At 43.4% G+C, this 20,557-nt stretch carries 19 protein-coding genes and 1 tRNA gene; 4 read left to right on the forward strand and 16 right to left on the reverse strand.

All coding sequences use genetic code 11. The features are described from left to right. Positions 1-256: transposase family protein (locus tag K941_RS16835; protein ID WP_029103164.1), on the forward strand; the 256-nt coding region annotated here is incomplete at its 5' end. On the opposite strand, the gene K941_RS15160 is transcribed toward K941_RS16835, so the two are convergent. The 9 genes from K941_RS15160 to K941_RS15170 all read right to left on the reverse strand — a co-directional run bounded on the left by K941_RS15160 (position 203) and on the right by K941_RS15170 (position 11,274). Further along, positions 203-937, reverse strand: coding sequence for an NYN domain-containing protein (locus K941_RS15160; RefSeq protein ID WP_051225950.1), 735 nt, complete (start codon positions 935-937; stop codon positions 203-205). The two genes, K941_RS16835 and K941_RS15160, sit on opposite strands and share 54 nt — an antisense overlap. A 1-nt stretch (position 938) precedes the next feature. Beyond that, complete coding sequence (gene topA / locus K941_RS0107695) at positions 939-3,530, reverse strand: type I DNA topoisomerase (RefSeq protein ID WP_029103165.1); 2,592 nt, start codon at positions 3,528-3,530, stop codon at positions 939-941. Between the two features lie 206 nt (positions 3,531-3,736). Continuing rightward, positions 3,737-4,264, reverse strand: a complete 528-nt coding sequence (locus K941_RS0107700) for a hypothetical protein (protein WP_029103166.1) — start codon at positions 4,262-4,264, stop codon at positions 3,737-3,739. Between the two features lie 24 nt (positions 4,265-4,288). Then, positions 4,289-4,672, reverse strand: coding sequence for a response regulator (locus K941_RS0107705; RefSeq protein WP_029103167.1), 384 nt, complete (start codon positions 4,670-4,672; stop codon positions 4,289-4,291). 265 nt (positions 4,673-4,937) lie between these two features. Further along, complete coding sequence (locus K941_RS15165; RefSeq protein WP_029103168.1) at positions 4,938-7,037, reverse strand: ATP-binding protein; 2,100 nt, start codon at positions 7,035-7,037, stop codon at positions 4,938-4,940. Positions 7,038-7,526: 489 nt separating this feature from the next. Further along, positions 7,527-7,967 carry a roadblock/LC7 domain-containing protein gene (locus K941_RS0107720; RefSeq protein WP_051225951.1) on the reverse strand — a complete coding sequence of 147 codons (441 nt, stop codon included), beginning with the start codon at positions 7,965-7,967 and terminating at the stop codon, positions 7,527-7,529. Positions 7,968-8,014: 47 nt separating this feature from the next. Next, positions 8,015-8,542, reverse strand: a complete 528-nt coding sequence (locus K941_RS0107725) for a GTP-binding protein (RefSeq protein ID WP_029103170.1) — start codon at positions 8,540-8,542, stop codon at positions 8,015-8,017. A 255-nt stretch (positions 8,543-8,797) separates the two neighbouring features. Then, complete coding sequence (locus tag K941_RS0107730; RefSeq protein WP_147287581.1) at positions 8,798-9,916, reverse strand: hypothetical protein; 1,119 nt, start codon at positions 9,914-9,916, stop codon at positions 8,798-8,800. A gap of 680 nt (positions 9,917-10,596) precedes the next feature. Continuing rightward, positions 10,597-11,274, reverse strand: a complete 678-nt coding sequence (locus tag K941_RS15170) for a DUF4230 domain-containing protein (protein ID WP_036387857.1) — start codon at positions 11,272-11,274, stop codon at positions 10,597-10,599. A gap of 162 nt (positions 11,275-11,436) precedes the next feature. Between K941_RS15170 and K941_RS0107745 the strand changes: the two genes are divergently transcribed. Beyond that, positions 11,437-13,164 carry a proline--tRNA ligase gene (locus K941_RS0107745; RefSeq protein ID WP_029103172.1) on the forward strand — a complete coding sequence of 576 codons (1,728 nt, stop codon included), beginning with the start codon at positions 11,437-11,439 and terminating at the stop codon, positions 13,162-13,164. 126 nt (positions 13,165-13,290) lie between these two features. Then, entirely contained in the window at positions 13,291-15,438 is a 2,148-nt protein-coding gene (locus K941_RS0107755; protein WP_084137711.1) for a M3 family metallopeptidase, read from the forward strand. 45 nt (positions 15,439-15,483) lie between these two features. Here K941_RS0107755 and queF read toward each other — a convergent pair whose 3' ends face one another. The 6 genes from queF to K941_RS0107780 form a co-directional block, all read right to left on the reverse strand. Next, positions 15,484-16,341, reverse strand: a complete 858-nt coding sequence (gene queF / locus K941_RS0107760; protein ID WP_029103174.1) for an NADPH-dependent 7-cyano-7-deazaguanine reductase QueF — start codon at positions 16,339-16,341, stop codon at positions 15,484-15,486. Between the two features lie 75 nt (positions 16,342-16,416). Further along, on the reverse strand, positions 16,417-17,187 hold the full coding sequence (locus tag K941_RS0107765; RefSeq protein ID WP_029103175.1) for an ABC transporter permease: 771 nt from the start codon (positions 17,185-17,187) through the stop codon (positions 16,417-16,419). Next, on the reverse strand, positions 17,180-18,160 hold the full coding sequence (locus K941_RS0107770; RefSeq protein WP_029103176.1) for an ABC transporter ATP-binding protein: 981 nt from the start codon (positions 18,158-18,160) through the stop codon (positions 17,180-17,182). Before K941_RS0107770 ends, K941_RS0107765 begins: the two co-directional genes overlap by 8 nt. A 226-nt stretch (positions 18,161-18,386) precedes the next feature. Beyond that, a complete protein-coding gene (locus K941_RS15175) occupies positions 18,387-18,878 on the reverse strand; it encodes a metallophosphoesterase family protein (RefSeq protein WP_051225952.1) in 492 nt (163 codons plus the stop codon). Next, complete coding sequence (locus tag K941_RS16410; protein ID WP_051225953.1) at positions 18,860-19,069, reverse strand: metallophosphoesterase; 210 nt, start codon at positions 19,067-19,069, stop codon at positions 18,860-18,862. The genes K941_RS15175 and K941_RS16410 overlap by 19 nt, the downstream gene beginning before the upstream one ends. Positions 19,070-19,159: 90 nt before the next feature. After that, on the reverse strand, positions 19,160-19,705 hold the full coding sequence (locus K941_RS0107780; protein ID WP_029103177.1) for a c-type cytochrome: 546 nt from the start codon (positions 19,703-19,705) through the stop codon (positions 19,160-19,162). 191 nt (positions 19,706-19,896) lie between these two features. Between K941_RS0107780 and K941_RS0107785 the strand changes: the two genes are divergently transcribed. Then, positions 19,897-19,973 (forward strand) — tRNA-Arg (locus K941_RS0107785). Between the two features lie 50 nt (positions 19,974-20,023). Here K941_RS0107785 and gloA read toward each other — a convergent pair. Continuing rightward, positions 20,024-20,557, reverse strand: a complete 534-nt coding sequence (gene gloA, locus K941_RS0107790) for a lactoylglutathione lyase (protein ID WP_029103178.1) — start codon at positions 20,555-20,557, stop codon at positions 20,024-20,026.

Raw genomic sequence — 20,557 nt, forward strand, 5'->3', positions numbered from 1 at the left:
GTTTATCCTAGCAGACAGTGGTTATCAAGGCATACAGCATTTATACAAGCAAGCCTTTACGCCACTAAAACAAACTAAGAAATATCCACTTGTACAAGAAGCCAAAGATTATAACGCATTATTGTCTAAAACACGGGTGAGAGTAGAACATATCTTTGCCAAGTTTAAGGCCTTTAAAATGTTCTCAACCACCTATCGTAAATCATTGGCAAGATTTGAACTTAGGGTAAAGCTCGTGTTTGGGTGGATTGGGTAGTTTTGCAGGATGTCTAATAGATTTATAGATAAGTTGTAGGGTTGGCTCGTCTACCTCAACTTGTTGATTAGGCATGGTTGTTGGTTTTTGATTAATATCACTAGACGATTGTTTAGTGCTGTCTTTTGGCGGTGTATTTGCGTTGTCTGCTGTTTTATTTTTTTCCATCAGTAGTGATGAGTTTTCCTTATTATCAAGTATTTCATTGGTATCATTTTCCACATAGCTTTGAGTTAGATTTTCTATATAAATAAATTTGTCGCACGCATTGATAAAAGCACTTGGTGTTTGGATTTTGCCAAATCCATAAACCATCAAGCCACTTTCACGAATACGACTGGCAAGCGGAGTAAAATCGCTGTCGCTTGATATAATACAAAAGCCATCTAATTGATTGCCATACAGCAAATCCATGGCATTGATGATAAGCATCATGTCCGTGGCATCTTTGCCTTTGGTGTAGGCAAACTGCTGAATGGGCGTAATGGCATGCGATAGCGAAACATCACGCCAAACGTGTAGGCGATTGGTTGGCTTGCCGTTTTCATTAATCTCGCTACTCCAATCGCCATAGACACGCTTGACGATTGGCACGCCATATTTGGCAATCTCTTGTAGCACAAGCCCTATGGTCTTATGAGATGTATTATCTGCATCAATGAGTACCGCCAACTTTTTCATATCACTCACTCACCCAAGCCCCATCTCTCCACACCAACGCAAACTTGGTCGCCTTACCGTCCTTTTCTGAGCCGACATATTGCTCGGCATTTTTGCGAGACCAACGTAATATGGTCGGGTTGCCGTCATTGTCGGTTGTGGGGGCGGACAGTAGATAGTGGAATTTGGGGTCAAGCTCGCCTTGTATGGTTTGTAATTCTGCCACTTTGGGCGGACGAGTTTCACGGATTTTGGGGAATTTGGATGCCGCCAAAAACAGCCCTGCTGCCCCTTCACGCAAGATATAATGGTCATCAAATCGCACTGAACGCAAATGTGGCATGGGGATCGCCGTCATGCGTGGCGGTGCAGGTTGTCCGTCTTTTTGGACTTTGCGGGTGTTGTCGCATTTTTGGCAAGCAAAATACGCCCCAAACCGCCCTGTTTTTAGCTCCATTTGCCCATCGCATTTGTCGCAGTCAATGGTCGGTGCGTCATTACCTTTGTGGGTTTCAAACACGCCTTTTTCTAGCAAATACCCATCGCAATCAGGGTTATTACCACAAACGTGCAATTTCAAGCCACCGTCCACGATATAGCCGTCCATTGCTGTGTGGCATTTTGGGCAACGCTTTTTTTCTAATAACGACAAAATCTCATCCGACTCATCGTCTGCCGTCTGATTGGCGAAGGCTTCCACCGCCATGAGATTTTTTGTTCCCTTGCACCGCTCTTTTGGCGGTAAGTTATAGCCTGTACAGCCCAAAAACACGCCCGTACCACCTGTACGGATTTGCATGGGGCGACCGCACAAATCGCAATGCACGTCAGGCACGTCCGTGGGGTCGTTGGGTTTCATGCCGTCTTTGGCTTTGGCGGTTTCTAATTTACCCTTAAAATCACCGTAAAACTCATCAAGCACCGCCTTATAATCCACATCCCCTTCTGCCACATGGTCAAGTTTATCCTCCAAATTGGCGGTAAAAGTGTAGTCCATAAGGTCAGGAAAACTGCCTGTCAAGCGGTCGGTTACAATGTCGCCCATTTTTTCGGCAAATAGGCGTTTGTTTTCGGTGCGGACATAGCCACGCTCTTGAATGGTGGAGATGATAGACGCATAGGTGGACGGTCGTCCGATACCACGCTTTTCAAGCTCTTTGACAAGGCTGGCTTCGGTATAACGGGCTGGCGGTTTGGTAAAATGCTGGCTTGGGATAATCTCCTTTACCATCAAACTCTCGCCCACTTTGACATCAGGCAGTAGCACGTCATCGCTTTTGGCAGGGGGCTGGGCTTTGGTGTAGCCATCAAAGGTCATGACACGCCCTTTTGCCTTTAATTCCACATTGCCAGACGACACGGTCAAGGTCATGGATAGGTACTGGGCAGGGGGCATTTGACACGCCACAAACTGTCGCCAAATCAGCTCATAAAGCCTTTGGGCATCTCGCTCCATGTCTTTTAGATGAGCCGACAACACCGCCACATCAGACGGACGAATGGCTTCGTGGGCTTCTTGGGCGTTTTGTTTGTTGCCATAGACGTTGGGCGATTTTGGCAAATATTGACTGCCGTAATTGGTCTCAATGTACGCTCGTACACTTGATAAAGCGTCCGCACTCAAAAATGTGCTGTCGGTACGCATATAAGTGATGTAGCCTGCTTCGTACAGACGTTGGGCGAGCATCATCGTTTTTTTGACATTAAAGCCAAGGCGTGTGCTTGCCGACTGCTGTAGGGTGGACGTGATAAAAGGAGCAGACGGCTTGGACTGGGTGGGCTTTTGCTCACGGTCAGACACGATAAAGGGGTTGTTGTTTAAAATATCAACCACCGCCACCGCTTCTTGTTCATTGGCAAGGCTTAACTCTTTGCCATTTTGGCGGACGGCTTCTAGATAAATATTTTCTTTTGAACTACTCACTGTATCGGCATGAATCTGCCAATATTCAGTGGGCGTAAAGGCACGAATCTCACGCTCTTTTTCCACGACAAGGCGAGTGGCAACCGACTGCACACGCCCTGCCGACAAGCCACGAGCGACCTTCGCCCACAGTAGGGGCGACACCATAAAACCGACCACACGGTCAAGAAAACGGCGAGCTTGCTGGGCGTTCACACGGTCATAATTTAGGCTACTGGGGTGCTTGAAGGCCTCGGTAATGGCGGATTTGGTAATCTCGTTAAACACCACACGGCTGTATTTACTGTCGCTGCCGCCAATGACTTCCTTTAAATGCCATGCAATCGCCTCTCCTTCACGGTCCAAGTCCGTTGCCAAATAAATGGTGTCCGCCTCTTTGGCAAGGGCTTTTAGCTCTTTGATGACTTTGGTTTTGTTGGGCAAAATCTCATAGACCGCCTGCCAGTCGTTCTCAGGATTGACCCCCATACGGCGAACCAGAGCGTTATACGCCTTTTGTTCACGAGACAGTCCCGACTCGTCCGCTTTTTCGGCTTTGCCCGTCCCCGACACAGGCAAATCACGCACATGACCCACACTAGACCGCACGATATAGCCCGAGCCTAGATATTTGTTAATGGTTTTGGCTTTGGCGGGGGATTCCACGATGACTAGGGCTTTGCCTTTGCCCGACACGGGGGTGTCTGCCATGTCATCCTTGGCGGTTTTGGTTGTTTTTTTGGTGGGGGTTTTTGTGGCTTTGACGGTATTTTTGGTGCGTGTGCTGGGTTTTTTGGGAAGTGCCATGGGTTGCCTATTTGTCTTATAATGTTAAAATGTTCACTTTATAAGGGGACTTTGGCATTTTGTCAATAGTCTGGTAAAATATTTTAACAATTTTATACACAAGTGGTCGCTTAGCGGGACGACTTTGGGGTATTGATGTTTTGCACGCTTTGTAAAAAGGTTTTGAGTGCCAATAAATCCTGCTCCATGATTGACATCGCTTGCTCGTCTTTGATGGCAAAACTTTTGGCGTATTTTTCATCGTACCAGTAAATGGTTACGCTGTTGGCTTTGGTGGTCAGTCCTTGGATATAGGACAGTAGTGGCTCGGGGGGTATGCCCACACTGACAGGCACGCCATCTTCGTTTTGCCAGTCGCCCCCCATCCACAGCAGGCGTTTGGCGGGCAACTGCCAGCTGTCATCAATGACGGTGTACTGGGCTATCATGCCGTGATTATTTGTCTGCTTGTCCTGCCCGCTCTCTTTGTGCTGTTTTAACCAATCGGGCATGGCAACCAGTTTGGGGTGCAAGTCTATCTTGCGGGCAAACATTCGCATGTCACCCACTCGCACTTCGCTCATCTTTGGCTTTAAGCCCATGATGTTGCCAAGCACAAACAGCACAGCAACGATAACGACAATGACCCCAATACTCACAACTGGCTACTTATTTCTTTTTACTTATTTCTTAGCTTTGGCACTAAGTTCAATCAAGCGTTGCATGCCTGCAATCAGCTCCTCGTCATTAAACGGCTTATAAATAAAGCCCCTTGCCCCGACTTGCAGGGCTTGTAATGCCGTCATACGGTCAGAGAGTGCCGAGACAACCAAAATACTCACACCCGTTCCTTTGCCCACGATACGCTTGATGCATTCAAGTCCATCCATCTGTGGCATGGTCAAGTCCATGGTAATAAAATCAGGACGAAATTCATCAAATTTTAATACGGCATCCACGCCATTATTGGCGGTCGCCACAATCTCAATACTACTACCCTCAAAACAACGCTCAATGCGGTTACGAATAATATTAGAATCATCAACAATCATCAGACGATAAGCCATTCTTTGCTCCAAAATCTAAAAATCACAAACAGACCTGGGGCGTGTCCGCCTTTGGTATTTGCAATGAAAAATGAGAAAAATCGCACGTTTTTCAAGGAAAAAGTGAAGTTTGATGGTCATTCTATCAAACAAGCTTTTGACTTCGAGCCACAAGATTTAGCCAATTTTCATGCAAAAATTGATTTGAATTATAAAATTCTCATTAAATTTTAATAAAATATTATCAAAGGCAGGCACGCCCCACTCAGGTCTGTTTTTATTTATATTACTGTGCATCAAAGTTGATGACAATCTTTGTATTTAGCCCTGGCTGACTCTCGACATTGATTTTACCATTAACTTCTTTGACCCACTCACGCACGATGTCCATGCCCACACCACGCCCACTGTCTTCATCGACACCATTGGCAGTTGAGACACCTGAGCGGAACATGATAGCGTATAGACGACTGTCGGGCAAGCTTGATGCTTGTTCAGCAGTCATAAGATTCATCTCAGTGGCTTTTTGACGTAGTTTTTGCAAATCCACGCCTGCCCCATCATCGATGATACTCATGCGTAGCTGACTGCCATATTTTAAAAGCATTAGCTTGATTTGACCTACTTCGCTTTTACCTGCCTGCACACGCACATCAGGTATCTCAATGCCATGAGCGATGGCATTTTTAAGTAGCTGAATGCCGACATCTTGGCAGAACTTTTTGAGCTTATCAGTCATCTGAATATCTTCAAAACCTGTTAAGTTTACCTTAACTTTTTTGCCTTGACGTTCGGCGATTTGCTGAGCATAATCACCAAAGTAGCTTTGCCAATCTAGCGAATGACTACTTGGGGCGACAGTGGCAGATTTGTCATCTGTCTGCGTCATCACACTTTGTACGCTTTGCCCGACATCATCTTTGTCTATTTCTTTTGCCACACGGCTAATGCGTTGCAAGAGTTTTTCTACAAATTGGTTCAAATCCAAAATGTCATTTAGAATAATCGTAAAACCCAAAAAGTCCTGACCTGAGACCGTGCTTTGATTGCGAATTAGCACCAGATTCTCTTCGCCTTGCTCGGCAAGACGCACAAAGCTACCCATCTTAATGGCAGATGCTTCGCCTTTTAGACTGTGCATTTTTCTAAATAGGGCTTGGGCTTTGTTATGTAGCTGACCTTCGACTCTTAGAATCTCATTCATCTCACTCACACGCTCATAAGTGTTATTGATGAATTGATTTAGTACGTTGATATCGACGTTTAGAATGTGTCCAATCATCTCAATCTGACGGTCATGCTGTGCCTTTTCACTCTCCAAAGTTTTTTCAAGTAATACCGAGTCGGTCACATCAACAACGCTCACAAAGATTTCTTCAACTTCGTCGTTTTCGCTCTCTTGAACACGCAAGAAGCTAAACGACAGGTATTTGACCACCGTATCTCCCTGCTCGTTCATGACGTTTACTTTGATTTGTCGTAGTGGGTTCAAATCCCCAATCAACTCTGATACCACCCAAGGATTATAAAGCTGTTCAACAAACAACTTGGTTGCTTCAATATCATCACGCCCTACCATGCCTTGCAACAGCTCGGTCAAGGTAATGCCTGCAATGTCCTTACGCCCCAAGATGACTTCTAGATTCTTAGAGTGAGCATCCGAGATGACAAAATCTTTGTCAATCAAAAACAGACCTTCTTGCACTGTATCTAAGATGTTGGTCGTTTGACGACGGGCAATTTGTAGGTTACGGTCAGATGCGGTCAGTTTTTTCAAAAAATAAAACACAAACCAAATAAAATACAGACCTGCCAGCACAAAGCCTGCCATCATCACGTTTCTGGCAAGAGCCGTCCATTCTAGACCTCTAACAGTCTGATTGTCCCAAACCACTGAAACTGGACCATAAACTTTTTCGTCAAACTCATCAAAAATATGTCTTGCCACAGGATTGACGTCCGCTTGACCATCTAGCACAGGATTTAGGCGTTGTTTATAATCCATCCACCATGCTTTTAACTCGTTAAATGCTTGGACATCCTCAGGATGCGTGAGTGCCTCGACAGGCACCGTTCTGTCTTCGACTTGATACTCGCCACCTGTCTCATAAAGACGCATGTACTCATCAACCGCATCCACACTTTTTCTTAGTGCCACTATCGCCTCAGGTCGCTCTTCTTTAGTCGCAACTTGCAATCGCTGGGTTAATAAGTTGACATTATAATACTCATCACTTAGATAACCGAATATATCAAAGAAGTTAGAGATTTTGTTAACTTGTTGGTTAGCATGATAGTTAAACCCCAAAATGCCCGCCACCAATGCCAAAAAGACTGCCAAAGATAATAGCAGGCTTTTATATCGTGAATCTAATAAACCGCCCATAACTCGCCTTCACTTGTCATACATCAAAAAAATCAACCCGTCATTAATACATGAATATTTAGGGCGTGTTGAACCTTTATAACACTATTTACAATATAGAAATATTTTAGAAATAAAACAATGTTTTTGCATGAAAAATGGCTAAATCTTGTTTTTCATTGCAAATACAAAAGTTCAACACGCCCTAATATGTTTAATTAAAAAATTATTTTGTCGCATTAAAAACAATTGTTAAAATAATTATTTTTAAAGTGCATTTATATTTATTTGGTATATATCTGTACCAATTACAATTAGACTAACAACTGTCCGATTAATTACCGACTAAAATTGTGTATTTTATACCAAAAAACCAAATTATTCTAACACTAATTAACAATTCATACATTTTTTATGTATCAATCAATAATAAAAGTCATTACAGTCATCATCTTATTTATAAAAACAAAAACAGCCCGATATCGGGCTGTTGAGTGATGATTCATGTACTTATTTGCCGTGATGCTGACCGTCAAGCTCCACCAAACGAGTGGTGGCTTTATTCATGGCGTGCATGATTTGCCCGAGTAGAACCTGCTGTTTGGTGACCACAATCAAAATCATGGGCTGATTGACATTTGGCACGGCACTAATCATAATTTTGCCATTTTCAGCATCCAAAATCACCGAACGACACCCAGTCAGCTGAGCCTCAGCAGTTAAGGCTTGTACCAGTGCCAAGATGGATGAACCGACTGCTGAGAGTTTATTGCCATCATAGTTTTTTTGAAAGATAGATGATACTTCAAAACCATCGGTCGATGCCAGTAATACACCATCTACGCCTGTGGTAGAATGCACCAACTCATGAAGCACTTCTTTTGAAAGTGTCACAAATTGCTCAGCAGGCTTGACACGATTAGAATCCAATTTAAAAGGGCTAAGACTCATTATTTTACTCCAAGATGTTTATTTGTATGTCAGTGTTGTCAAGTGATTTACTCAGACTGTTCTAGGCTAGCGATGATACTCTCAACGAGTAACAAGACATCTTCACGTTTACGCATGTCCACAGGGAATAGTGGTAAGTTACGCCCAATGCTCGCTAGATAATCACGATAAATGGAGAATTCACGCTCGGGCATTTTGTCTACTTGACTGACACCCAGCACGATACGACCATCATAAATGCCATCAAAAGTCTTTAAATAATGTGCCAAATCTGCCACAGGATCAGCTGCCGAATGGTCAATCAAAATCACCACGCCCAAAGCACCTTGGGATAGGATGGGCCAAATGAAGTTAAAACGCTCCTGCCCTGGGGTGCCATAAAGACCAATACTTGCCCCACCATCAATGGTCAGCTCGCCATAATCCATGCCGACTGTGGTCAAAAGCTTGGCGTTGGTATCAAGGTCGGTATTCATGACCTCGGTTGAGACCACAGGAATGTCAGAGAGACTAGAGATGGCCTGGGTCTTACCTGCACCCATAGGGCCACTAAATACAATTTTAAGACGTTGCATAAGTGCTACCTAAATAACTATATTAAATATATTGGCTTTGGTTCAAAAAGTATGCTACAAAGGAAACCGTTCGTGGTGAGCTTGGGAAGCCTAACGATTTTCCTACCCGCAGGCAGGCTCAGGGCGAACGGAAAACCTAGTTCAGCATACTTTTTGGACTACTATCAATATATTAAATATAAATAACATGAGAATGTAAATAATGATAAATTTATTGTATGATAAAAATAAAAACATTGCAATTAGGACGTGTCATCACAGCCCCAGTTTGCGACGCAGACGTGACAAGAAACCGATTTTCTCTTGTTGTTCGGCGGTTTTTGGTTCAGGTTTTGGTTCAGGCTCGCTCACAGGTGCAGACGCTGTGACTGTCACTGGTACCACGGTCGATGTCTGCATGATGGTCGCATTCACGTTTTGGTAGTTATCATCCATCAAATGCTGAGAAAGCAGTAGCGAGACAATCACTTTTTGAACGATAGGACGACCCAGTCCCGTGCGTGCCATAATCTCATCTACCGTGCGTGCTGTATCTTCTAAGGCAACCATTGTCCGCAAGATAATGCGTCTGTCGGCATTATTATCAGGCTTTGCCCATGAACGAAGCTGATAGCGGGCATTGCCATCGATGAGTGGTAATAACTTCTCAGCATTCGCCCATGCCATCTGATACAGCCACTGATTCATGTCGAGGGCTTGCTTAGGCTCGCCTGCCACACCGCCATACACACGCAGTCGCCATGTCGTCACGTCTGCCACTTTGGCACTTTTTAGCCATACCAGCTGGCGCGCTCCATCAATAACAGCCAACACCTCTCCATCTTGAATCAGCTCAAATAAGGACTTAGGACGAGCGTGCAACGTCTTAATCAAGTCTATCACGTCATCTAACTTTGATGTGGTAGACTGTGGCGATTGCGCTGTGTGAGCAGTTTGGGCTGACTGGCTGGTTTGATTCTCCTGATTGGTTTGGGTGCTTGTTTTGTCAGGCTCACCAGACGTGCTTGATTTTTGATAAGGCAGACCCTTTAATACATCCACTTTTTCATGAAGCCAGTCATTTAAGGCATTGATTTGTTTTAGGGGCAATACCAGTGAGTCGCCAGCGATACCACCATCACCTGTCAGGTTGCGACTGACGTATAAGATGGGTGTGCGTGGGTGCAATTCTATTAGTTTTTGCACGCTGGTAGAATTTTTAAAATCTTCATTAATGACATACAAATCAACCTCACCCATCTGAGCGGACACCCAATCCAAATCTACGTCCAAACGCAATAGGACACGCAGATATCCTTTAAAAGTAATTTGGTCAGCAGGGCTAACACCAACCATGGCAATACGCATGGCTTTTTTGCTATCAGTACTCGTCATGATTTACTCTCAACCAAAGCAATTGCTTGGAGATTATTGGTCTAAATTGTCTAACGCCATTATCCTGATATTTTTTGATAAAGAAAATATCTGCTTAATTTTATAAGCAACCCGATACACCATAAATCAATGTTTGATTTATGTTTTTCTTTTATCCCAATATCACATTTAATTAATACGACCATCAGTGATAATTGTTGATTTTAAATAACTTTTAAAAATTCGGTCAGAAAATTTTAAAATTTAATAAAATACCATTATCCAATATCGTGTTAAAAAATTTGGTATGGCAGTTAGAATGAGTGCTTTATTTTCATCCAAAATGAAATCGCTTCATGATGCCAATAAAAGTAATTATTGATAATTCATAAAAATTTATCAAATACCAACTTGTTATTAACAAATATTGATAAAACTTAATTTTAATCAATAGTTTACAAAATTGGGCACATTCAGCGGTTATTTTGGCATGAGACCACACCAAAACATTCATTTTAAATAAACAATTAAAGATAAATCAGCAAATTTAGGTTATTAATTTGCTGATTCTATTTTATAACATAATTTGGTCTACGGCTATACCAAACAGTAAAAATATTTTACCATTGAGCAATATTTTTATATCCATAAAAATATTGTGGATATAAATTAAGCATGTTTTGTGTATTATTTGGGCAAATTCACACCCTACACGCCCCCACATCGCCATTGACCACCACAGTCGCCCCTGTCAAGACAAATAAACCCTTGATTTGTTCGGTGGCGTTATCGGTGGCGAGGGTCATGATGTCGCCTTGACACGCTTTTTTTAGCACTTCGGCTTTGGCGGAGATTTGGGCTTGATTTAAAATCTCAGGGTCATTATCCACCACGCCAAACAGCCCTGTTTTCCAGTCATAGACCTGTATGTCATCAAGGAACACCTCAAACACCTGCGATGGCGGGAGCGTTACCGTGATGTTGGCGTGCGGGGCAACTTTTGGGTCGGTCTGGGGATCAAAGGTAACTTGCACGTTGTCCGCCGTGATTTTACCCAAATCCACGCCTGCCAAAACCCGCCCACGAGCAACAAACAGCCCCTTTTGCTCGTCCTGCCATAGCTTGTACCAATTGCCTTCTTTTTGGGCGGTAATGACCGTGTCCACGCCAAAGGCAACGGTATTTAGGCGAGCCATTTTTTGGATTTCGGTGACAACACCGTCTCGGCTAATGGCGGATACGGCAGGCTCTTCGGTCAATTTTAACGTCCAAAAAACCGCCAAAAACACAATCATCGCCATGACTGACACGATACAAAATAAGGTGAATTTATTGGCTTTTTTTACTTTGGGGGTAGTAGGTGGGGTGGATGTGGTCATAACTCTCCTTTTGAAAATGCAAATTGACGTAAAACAACTCATTTAATACCATAATAGGGACAATTTTAGCATTTATCAAAAAAATTACTTGCACTGTTACCAAAGTTTACTTTAATATAATACGTTTTTACCAAATTTAAAATCAAACTTGCCGAGAATCTTATGAAAGCCAGTCAATTTACCCTAGCCACCCTTCGCAACACCCCAAGCGATGCCGACATCATCTCCGCCCAGCTTATGATAAAAGCAGGTCTGATTCGCAAACTTGCCTCAGGCTTGTATGTGTGGATGCCAACGGGCTTACGTGTGCTAAAACGAGTGGAAAAAATCGTCCGTGAAGAAATGGAGCGTATCGATGCCCAAGAGTTGCTCATGCCTGTCACCCAACCTGCCGAACTATGGCAAGAGTCGGGACGTTGGGAAGACTATGGGGCGGAATTGCTTCGCTTTAAAGACCGTCATAGCCGTGATTTTGTACTAGGGCCTACGCACGAAGAAGTCATCACCGACATCGCTCGGAGTGAGCTAAAAAGCTACAAACAGCTCCCTGCCACGTATTATCAAATCCAAACCAAATTCCGTGATGAGATTCGCCCACGTTTTGGGGTGATGAGAGCTCGTGAATTCACCATGAAAGATGCGTATTCTTTTCATATCGACAAAGACAGCCTTGCCAAGACTTATCAAGACTTTTATGAAGCGTACAGTCGTATCTTTACCCGTTTGGGGCTTGATTTTAGAGCGGTGCAAGCGGACACGGGGTCTATTGGCGGATTTGCCAGTCATGAATTTCATGTATTAGCCGACAGTGGAGAAGACGACATTGCATTTAGCAGTGAATCCGACTACTCGGCGAACGTGGAGCTTGCTGAAGCGGTCTGCCACGACACACGCCAGCCCCCAAGTGAGCCACGCACGGACGTGGATACGCCAAATATGCCAACCTGTGAAGAAGTGGCGGAGCATTTGGGCATGGACTTGACACGCACGGTAAAAACGCTCATCGTCAAAGGCTCGTACTCGGAATATACGCCTGATATGCCAAAACTTGTCGCCCTTGTCTTGCGTGGCGACCACACCCTAAACGAGCTAAAAGCCGAGAAGTTGCCCCAAATCAAAGCACCGTTAGAAATGGCAAGCGAAGATGAGATGAAAGAAGCTGGTCTCGTTAAGGGCTATATCAGTGTGGACTTGGCAAAATATGACATACCTGTCATCGCTGACAGAAGTGCATCCGTCATGGCGGATTTTGTGAGTGGGGCGAACATCGCCGATAAGCACACAAAAGGCATGAACTGGGAGCGTGATGCGGTCTATGCAGATGTTGCCGACATTCGCAACGTGGTAGACGGCGACCCAAGCCCAGACGGTAAAGGCGTACTACAAATCAAGCGTGGCATTGAAGTCGGACACATCTTTCAATTGGGCGATAAATATTCGCACGCCCTAAATTGTACAGTGCTAGGTAAAGAAGGCAAGCCTGTTACGCTGATGATGGGCTGTTATGGCATTGGGGTTAGCCGTATCATCTCAGCAAGCCTAGAACAAAACCATGATGATAAGGGCTGTTTGTGGGTGGACACGCCAGACCCTGTCGATAATATCGCCCCTTTCTATGTGGCGGTCGTCCCCATGAAATCCAAAGACGGCTCAGCAGAAGCCAAAGCGGACGAGCTGTATAGCACCCTAAAAGCCAAAGGCGTAAACGTCCTATTAGACGACAGAGACGAGCGAGCGGGCGTGAAATTTGCTGATTTGGAGCTTATCGGTATCCCTCATCGTATCGTGGTGTCCGAGCGTAACTTGGCAGAGGGCAAATACGAATACGCCAAGCGTGGGTGTGATGATAAAGAGCTGTTGGGGCTTGATGAAGTGCTTGCAAAATTCTAATACTTGCTTTAACTTTTAAAAAGGCAGACCATGCGGTTTGTCTTTTTTTCATTCATGTTCATCCATAACAGCTCTTGATTTTTTAAATCACTTTGCGTAAGATAAAGTTTTTTATCAGGAGACATCATGGAACGCCGTCAATTTTTACAATTAGGAATCGGTAGCTTGTTTGCCCTAAGCCTACCCAAGTTTGGCATGGCACACCCCCTACCCCTAGATTTGCCCACCACTTTACAAGACAACCCCCTACTGCATTTTGACGGCTTGCCGAGCTTTGGGGCGGTTGAGATTTCGCACATCACGCCTGCCATTGACTTTTTATTAAAACACAACAAAGACGTGGTCAAGCGTGTCTGCGCCCAAAAAAGTATCACATGGGATAACTTCTACACCCCGATAGAAGACGCCCAAAATAAACTAGACCGTGTGTGGGGCGTGGTCGCTCACTTGCATTCGGTCAAAAACTCAGATGCCCTGCGAGCGGTATATCAGGACATCACCAAAAGTACAAGCGACTATGAGTCGTGGTTTGGCATGTATCGCCCTTTATATGAAGGCTTTAAAAAACTTGCCAAAAGCGATGCGTTTAAAACCTACACCCAAGCCCAACAAAAAGCGATAAACGATGCCTTGCTGGATTTTAAACTCTCGGGCGTGGCATTAACAGGCGACAAAGCCGAACGTTATACCCAAGTGGTCGCTCGTTTATCCGAACTATCCACCCAATTTAGCAACAACGTACTAGATGCCGACATGGGCTGGGAGCTTGTTATTGATGACAAAGCCAAGCTGTCAGGGCTTAGCGACATCGCCCTACAAAAAGCAGAGCAATCCGCCAAATCCAAAGACAAAACAGGCTACCGTTTTGGGCTGGACGTGCCAAGCTATCTGGCAATCACCACCTACGCCGATGACAGAGAGCTACGCAAACAAATGTACGAAGCCTATCGCACTCGTGCGTCCGACAAAGGTCAAAATGCCGGCAAATGGGACAACACCCCTATTATCAACGAACTCATTGATTTGCGGTTGGAGCTTGCCCAGCTACTCGGCTACAAAAACTACGCCCAATACGTGCTTGCCAAACGCATGGCAAAAGACACCGATGAAGTATTGGGCTTTTTAAAAGATTTGCTTGCCAAAACTCGCCCCACCGCCAAAAAACAAATGCAGGATTTGCAAAAATACGGACGTGATATTGGCGTGCTAGGTCAAGATGATAAGATTGAGCCGTGGGATTTTGCCTATTTGTCCGAAAAGCAAAAGCAAGCACTCTATGACATTGACAAAGAAGCCTTACGGGTGTATTTCCCTGTGGATAAAGTGTTAAACGGCATGTTTGAAGTAACTCGCCGTCTGTTTGGCGTGGACGTGCGTGAAAAAACAGGCGTATCCTTACCCCACCCCGACACTCGCTTTTTTGAGCTGTATCAAGACGGCAAACACATCGCATCATTTTATCTGGATTTATTTGCTCGTGAAAACAAGCGTGGCGGTGCGTGGCATAGCACAGCGATTGGGCATTTTAAAAAATCCACTGGCGACACCCAAAAACCTGTCTCCATGCTCGTGTGCAACTTTGGCGGAGCAACCGGCGACAAACCCGCCTTACTACTACATAGCGAAGTAGAAACGCTGTTTCATGAGTTCGGGCATGGCTTACATCATATGCTCACGCAGGTAGACGTGCTTGCCCTGTCGGGTACTCGTGTGCCAAGAGATGCGGTAGAGTTCCCAAGCCAAATGCTAGAAAACTGGACATGGGATAAAGACGTGCTTGCCCTTATCTCGGCTCATTATGAGACAGGCGAACCTATTGCCATGGACATGGTTCAAAAAATGCAAACCGCCAAAAACTACCTATCGGCAACTTCTATCGTCCGCCAGTTAGAGTACGCCCTATTTGATTTTCGTTTGCACGTTGAACATAAACAAGGCGACAAAAAAACACTTTCTCGCCTGCGTGATGATATTCGCCAAAACGTCTCGGTACTGGGCGAACCTGACTGGGTGCGTATGGCTCACAGCTTTAACCATATTTTTTCAGGCGGTTATTCGGCAGGGTATTATAGCTATCTGTGGTCGGAAGTGTTGGCAAGCGATGCCTTTACTCGCTTTGAGAATGAAGGGCTGTTTAACCAACAAACAGGGCAGGATTTTATCAATGCCATTTTGTCTCAAGGCGGTGCTGATGAGCCGATGAGATTGTTTGAGCGGTTTATGGGTCGCAAACCCAAAAACGATGCTTTGTTAAAGGCTCGTGGGATTGCTTGATTACATGAGTAAACCCTGTGATTGCAGGGTTTATTTGTATTTATGCTATTGACGAATTAGCCGTTTAATTTGCCCTTTATCCGTATTAAATACCCGCACAGGGTTAATGTCAATTCCACCACGTCTGGTATAATTCGCCAGCACCTTTAAAGAGACTGGCTTAAAATACGTCATCATGTCGGCAAATATTCGCTCTACGCATTGCTCATGAAAGCCATTGTGCTGTCTAAATGACAAGATGTATTTTAAAAACTCGCCAAAATCCAAATCGTATTCGCTCGTCATCTCAATTTGCACCACCCCCCAGTCAGGCTGATTGGTAACAGGGCAATTTGAACGCAAAAGATTGCTATAAAATTGATAAGTTGCCAGTTCGCCTTTTTTGGCATTTTTTAAAAATTTGCTATCAATATCATCGCTTAAAATAATCTCATCAGATAAATGATTTAAGACATCATCAATACAAATGCCGATTGGTTTTGCAATGGTTAATTCATCGCTATCTAATCCGATAATCTCCACGCCCACATCAGCACCCACACAGATAGATAAATCTTTTTGCAAAGTGGTTTTTAATTCATCAATACTGCTAAATTTAGTAAAGTTTAGACTATTAAGATAGAGTTTTAAGGATTTGGATTCTACGATATTTGGCGAATTGGCAGGAATGGTAAAACGAGCCATTGCCACTTGTGAAATGCCAATCGGATTTAGCCATGACAATTCAAAGGCTTGCCAAATATCCACGCCATTTTTTAATTCATCATGGTAATCATTAAAATCAAATCCCACGTCTTTTAAAATCTCATCTCGTCCGATTTGCCGAGAAATGGGATATAAAATGGTGGGGTCATAGGTTTTTGAATAAGTGGTGCTTTCGCCCAATACGCCGTGAATACTCATTTGTGTTTGCCTTTTGATTTTATTGGGCGAATTGCAGTTCACCCCTACATCGTTAAATTTGAATTTAATATTAAATTAAGAAAGCCGAATTCTTTTACCGTCTTTTAATATTTTATATGCCACGCCATAAAACACCGCACAAAATATCAAAATCGCCAATAACGAATAACCGACATTCACATCAGAATGCCCCAATATGCCATAGCGAAAAGCATTGACCATATAAACAATGGGATTTAGTAGGGATAAATTTTGCCAAAATGGTGATAAATTTTCCAACGAATAAAATACCCCACCCAAATAAGTCAAAGGCGTTAAAATAAAACTTGGCACAATAGAAATATCATCAAACGAGCGAGCAAATACCGCATTGATAAATCCGCCCAATGAAAATAATACGGACGTGCCAATAATGGTAATCAGCATGATTGGCAAACTACTAATGCTTAATTGAGTAAAAAATAACGCCACAATGCTGACAATTAACGCAATGGCAAGCCCACGAAATACGCCACCACCCACATAACCCAATAATATGGCGTGCTTGGATATGGGCGAGACCAGCATTTCATCAATACTGCCATGAAATTTGGTGCTAAAAAATGATGAAACGACATTAGAATAGCTGTTGGTAATGACCGACATCATAATCAAACCCGGCACGATAAACTGCATATAGCTCACCCCACCCATTTCTCCGACACGAGAGCCAATCATTTGCCCAAATATCACAAAATACAGCGTCATGGTAATAACAGGCGGTAATAAGGTTTGGGGCCAAATACGAACAATGCGTTTAATTTCTTTAAATAATAGGGTGTTAAAGGCGGTTAATTGATTATTCATGATTTTCCCCATTATTTAATTTATTCTCGTCTTTCATTTTGCCTTTATGAAAATGGCTATCTACCACACCCATAAATAATTCTTCTAGGCGGTTGGCTTTATTTCTCATGCTGATAATTTGGATATTTAGGTTGTTTAATTGGGTAAATACGTCATTTAAATGTTGGGTTTTATTGAGTGTGATTTCTAAGGTTTTGTTATCTGCCAAATTTATATGGCTGATATTATTAAGAGTTGGGGTATTTTTTAATTCGTCTTTTAAATCAAAAACAAAGGTTTCTAAGGATAACTGCGTCAGCAATGATTTCATGTCGGTGTTAATTAAAATTTCGCCATGATTTAATATGGCGATATATTTACACAACTGCTCGGCTTCTTCTAAATAATGGGTCGTCAAAATAATAGTTGTGCCTTCATCTTTATTGATACGCTCCATAAAATCCCACATAGAACGGCGTAATTCAATATCCACCCCTGCGGTCGGCTCGTCTAATATCAAAAGCCTAGGGCGATGCATTAAAGCACGGGCAATCATCAGACGGCGTTTCATACCACCAGAGAGCGAACGAGCCTTTGTATCTTTCTTATCCCAAAGTCCCAATTCTTTTAATAAAAATTCGGCTCGTGGCAGAGCGTCTTTCTTTTTTATGCCGTAATAGCCTGCTTGAATAATCAATATATCCAAGCATTTTTCAAATTGGTTGAAATTAAATTCTTGGGGAACAACGCCCAGATGGGATTTGGCAAGGCTTGGATTTTTGTGCAAATCCACACCAAAAATCTCCACCGTGCCGTCTGTTTGGGGAAATAATGAGCTGATGATACCAATCATCGTGGATTTACCCGCTCCATTTGCTCCAAGCAGGGCAAAAAATTCGCCTTGTGGCACGGTCAAATCCACGCCTTTTAGGGCGGCAGTGCCATTGGGATAGGTTTTTTTAAGGTTGGTTATTTTTAAGGCTGGTATGGTCATGATTTAGTTTTTAAAAATTTATTTGATAGTGTGAATTAACGATATTTTGGGTAGAGTTGTAGGAGCAAATTGCAATTTGCTCTGTGATAAAATTTTGATTTTTAGGCGAATAAATTGCCCCTACACATCTGCATTTTAAAAAGCATGATAACTAAATTAGGGTAAATAACAAAAAGACAAATTCACTTTTTAAATAAGTTAATTTATTTAAATCAATACAAGTTAATTAAAAGAAATTGCTTACGTCTGTAATATAGAAATCGCCGTCATTATCCGCCTGATAGAGCTTTTTGCCATTTATTTCTATCGCCGTAAGACAACCGTCCCCATACGCCCATGTATCAATGCAGATAATGCCGTTTTGAAATAACACCTGTCCGTCTCGCTGTTCGGTATGCCCACAAATCACGGTTTTGCCTGAGACATGACCGACATGGTTGTTTTCTAATTTACGCCAGCGTAGGGCATAATCATTTTGTTTATCCATTGGCAAATATGGATAAATGGACGCATGACAAAAGATAAAATCGTCTGTTTCATGATAATCCACGGTTTTATTTAAAAAACCCACATAATTAAATGGCAAATGCAAACACTCTGACCGCATGGGCATTAGATTAAAAGATTGCAAGGTTTTATCGCCACCGACTTTCAGCCAAAATTCAAAGTCATCTTTGTATTTTAACCCTGCCAGCATAATCAGCTCGTGATTACCCATGATAAAGACCGTTTGACAAATGTCAGAAAATTCATCAATATATCCAGCACGCCTTTGCTGTCATCGCCACGATTGACATAATCACCCAAAAAGATAAGTGTGTCATCGAAGATTGGCTGTATGCCGTCTATCAGCGTGGCTAGGGCAACCTTACTGCCGTGAATGTCGCCAATGGCGAAAACTCTTGCCATGATTTACCTTTTAATCCAAAATATAAAAGACAAAAAACGCCAAACAGCCTAAGCAGTTATCCGCCTAAGCCATTTGAACCATTTAATGAATTATTGCGATTGGGAAATGATATAATCAACCGCGTTTTTTACTTCATCATCAGAGATGTCTGCACCGCCACGAGCAGGCATGGCGTTAAAACCATTGATGGCGTGGTCGTACAAAGTTGCCTTACCTTTGGCGATACGTGGAGCCCAATCGGCTGTACCTGTTTTTGGCGCTCCCACCAAGCCCGCATCATGACAGGTCGCACAGATGGCATTATAAAGCTGGTCACCAGGGCGAGCCACACCTTCTACCGCGGGGGCTAGCACAGTGATGTTAATGTCGCACTCTTCGCCATCAAAGCACACTTTACCCACAGGGGCGATACGTGCCACCAGTTGTGGGTACATGGCGATGAGCTTTTTGACCTGAGCACTGTCCTCAGGGATGGCTTCTTTTTTGGCTTCTGCTTTGGATGCTTCTGCAATCGCGGTCTCTGCCTGAGTCTCGGTCGTTGCTTCTACATTGGCAGGTGCTTCACTTGCTTGGCTGGTCATCACGCCAGAAATTGCCAACAATGTGGCAAAAGATAAAGTTACAATTTTTTTCATTGTCTTATCTCGTTTAGCCTTGAATAATCTTGTTATTCTGGGTTTGGGAAATTTACCCTACTATTATAAGGGAAAATAGGGATAAAATGCCACGTTTTTTATGTAATTTGTAAAGAATTAGCAAGATTTTTTGGTATTTTTACAAAAACATGGTAATTTTGGCAAAAATCTGCTAAAATATCGCCCTTAATGTGCCTGTAGCTCAGTTGGATAGAGTATTGGCCTCCGAAGCCAAAGGTCGTGGGTTCAATTCCCGCCAGGCACGCCATTCATCATTGATAAAATGAAAAACACGCCCAAAAGCGTGTTTTTTTGTTTTTAACCTTTTAGCTCAATAATCTCAACCCAGTAGCCATCTGGGTCTTTGATAAAGGCGATGTCTTTCATGCTACCGTCTTCGGGGCGTTTTTGGAACACGACATTATTTTGATCAAACCACGCCACTGCTTTTGCCAAATCAGGCACGGCAAAGCAGATATGCCCAAAGCCTCTGGGGTCGCTGTTGCCGTCATGATAGCTAAAATCAGCGTCATTTTCGGTGCCATAGTTGTGTGTCAGCTCCAAAATCCCACGTTGGCGCGAAACATAAGCGGTCAGGTTCTCTGTGGCAGGCAAATTATCACGCTCATCAGCAGTCAGCTTTGCCAAAAAATACAAGTCAAATTTGGCATCAGGGAATTGACTATGGCGTAACAAAGTCATACCAAGTACGCCTGTATAAAATTCTAGCGACTTAACAGGGTCTTTGATGCGTAGCATGGTGTGGTTAAAGGTAAAACCTTCGGACGCTGTCGGAATGTCTTTAACGCCATTGGCAGTCAAGGCTTGGGCGGGTTGGGTAATGGTCGTCAT

The organism is Moraxella caprae DSM 19149 (assembly GCF_000426885.1).
Classification (GTDB): domain Bacteria; phylum Pseudomonadota; class Gammaproteobacteria; order Pseudomonadales; family Moraxellaceae; genus Moraxella; species Moraxella caprae.